This window comes from Aquidulcibacter sp. (assembly GCF_049239865.1).
GTDB lineage: Bacteria > Pseudomonadota > Alphaproteobacteria > Caulobacterales > Aquidulcibacteraceae > Aquidulcibacter.
On sequence record NZ_JBMLTR010000207.1, the window covers coordinates 1 to 2,584 of the forward strand.

Here is a 2,584-nt window from a genome sequence, read left to right on the forward strand (position 1 = left end):
AAAAAAGCCCCCAACCCGAAGGTTGAGGGCTTTGATGTTAATCTAGGTCAGCCAGAGCTTACCAGATGTGCTTCACCGACACGCCGTAGGTCCGTGGTGGGCTTGGGTAGCCCGAGATGGAGCCGTCTTGCGCGACGCTGTCGAAGATGGTGGTCAAATAACGCTCGTCCGTCAGGTTACGGCTCCAAGCGCTAAGCTCCCAGCCATTGCTCGTTGCGAACGTGATGCTGGCATTGAGGCTGATCGGTTGGAAGGTATAGGCTTCGGCTGCTTTCAAGTTCGCAGCGTTACGTGCAGCAACACCAGCTGGGGTATTCGGGAATGCAGATGCAGGGTTCAGGTTCAGGCCTTGGCTGAGCTGAGTTTCCGAAGTCCAGAAGTAGTCTGCCCGATAGGTGATGCGGTTATCATTGGCCAGTGGCTGAATGAAGGTTGCCGATGCATTGTAGGTGAATTCTGCAATGCCTGCTGGCGTACGACCGGTATAATCCCCGTATGCACCACCCTTGAAGTCGTCATACAACGGATCCAGATAGGTCGCTGCATAGGTCAAGATCAGCGGACGAATTGGACGATAGGTCGCGTCAAACTCGACACCCTTGGTCGACTGCTTACCAGCGTTTGCCAGAATGAAGCCGGTTCCAGTGAAGGTGTTGGATTGGAAACCGTCGATCGATTGATCAAACAAAGTCAGGTTGAAGGCACCCTTGGGGAAGCGCCCTTTCAAGCCGATTTCGTAAACGGTTGCTTCTTCCGGACCAGCTGCGCGGCTACCTGCCCGCAAGTTTACAACTGCCAAACCAGCCGACCGAATTTTGGAAGGTGCTGGGTTGGTGATTGGGTTGCCTGGAATGAAGTCAGCGAGAGAAGGCGCTGAATCGCGCGACAGGTTTACCGACGATGCTTTGAAGCCTGTTGCGTAGCTTGCATAGGCGTTGAAGTTATCGTTGATTTCCCAAGCAAAGCGAGCATTGTAGGAGGTGCCGCTGTCCTTTGTACGACCGCTCTCAACCGCGTTTGGCGAATTCAAACGGGGTGGTTGGAACTGAAGGGCTTTGAAGCCAAGGATTGGGTTGTTGGCAGCTGGATTTGCATTGAAGGTCGCTGCTGCAATTGACTGAGCAGCTGCAATTTGGCCTGCGCTAGCAGCGGCTGCTTCAGCAGCAGTTGCTGGACGGCCCAAGCCCAAGACCGCGAGGCCCAAGAATGCGTTGGTCGCGCCGCCGACATAAACCGAACGACCAAATGCGCCTTGTCCAAGTGCATCAAAGTCCACAAAGGCGAATGGATCGGTCGCAAGAACATTGATGTTTGCTGCCTTGGAATCGCGTGTGTAGTTGAAGCCGGCAGTGAAGGTCAGCGTGTCCGTTAACTTGAAGTCCACGTTTCCAAAGATGGATTGGGCATCGTTATCCAGAGAGAACGACTCTTTCGTGCCCGTACCAGCGCCAAAGAAGCTGCCTGGTGCGTTACCGGTAACAACTTCAATCGTAGGGATAAGCGCACCACCTGCACCAGCTGCTGCGATTGCGAACTTTCTAAAGTCCTTGCCATAAACAACTGCCGAGGTTTGATCGATATTCTCTTTGAACAAATACGCGCCCAACAGGAAGTTGACCCGGCCGTCGTAGTTTGAGGTCAAGCGGAATTCTTGGGTCAGCGTATCGATGTCTTGGATCTGTGGAACCGAAGCCAAGGAAGCGCTGGTGAAGTCGACGTCGCCGTCTTGTTCGCCATGCGAGTTGCGATAGGCCGAGATCGAGGTGAACGACAATTTGCCGAAGTCATAATCGACTTGCATCGAAACGCCGCGGTTTTCGATCATGTTGGTTGGTGGAATGTCCGAATACACGCGGTCAGCAAAGGGAGAGTTTGGTATCAATTGCCCGCCGGCAAAGTTCACTGCCGCAGTCGCTGGGCCGCTCAAGACGTTGGAAACGGCGCAGCACAATTCGTCCAACTTGTCATAGTCTGCAATGACGCGAACTTTGAGGTCGTCGCTTGGCTTGATCAGCAAGTCAGCGCGCACATTGAAGCGGTCGCGATTGTTGATGTCCACGCCAAGGCCGATGTTTTCGACATAGCCGTCGCGCTTGTTATAGCCAAACGACAAGGCACCAGCAGCATTTTCACCCAATGGGCCGGTGATGTCTGCTTTGGCGACAATGGCGTTGAAGTTGCCATAGCTCAATTCAGCTGAGCCGCCATATTCGAACTTTGGCTCGCGGGTGACCAGCGAGATCACGCCAGCCGAAGCGTTCTTGCCGAACAGGGTCGATTGTGGGCCGCGCAACACTTCGACGCGCTGCAGGTTTGGAAGGTCGCCAATCGAAGCGCCAGCGCGCGAGCGATACACGCCATCGATGAAGATTGCGACCGAAGGCTCAATACCCGCGTTGTTCGCGCCATTGCCGAAGCCGCGGATGATGAAGGTTGCGTTGGTGGAGCTTTGGTTGGTGCTGACGCGCAGCGATGGGACCAAAGTCTGGATATCGTTCAAGTCGCGAACTTGTGCCTTGCTGATCGTGTCAGCCGAGGTCACCGACACCGCAACCGGGATGGATTGCAAGGTGGTTTCGCGCTT

Annotated in this window: 1 protein-coding gene; it reads right to left on the reverse strand. The window is 54.6% G+C overall.

The window, feature by feature from the left end; translation table 11 throughout:
• Nucleotides 1-58: 58 nt before the first annotated feature.
• Nucleotides 59-2,584 (reverse strand): TonB-dependent receptor (locus ACOVRA_RS14325; RefSeq protein WP_421720889.1); only part of this gene is annotated, 2,526 nt, incomplete at its 5' end.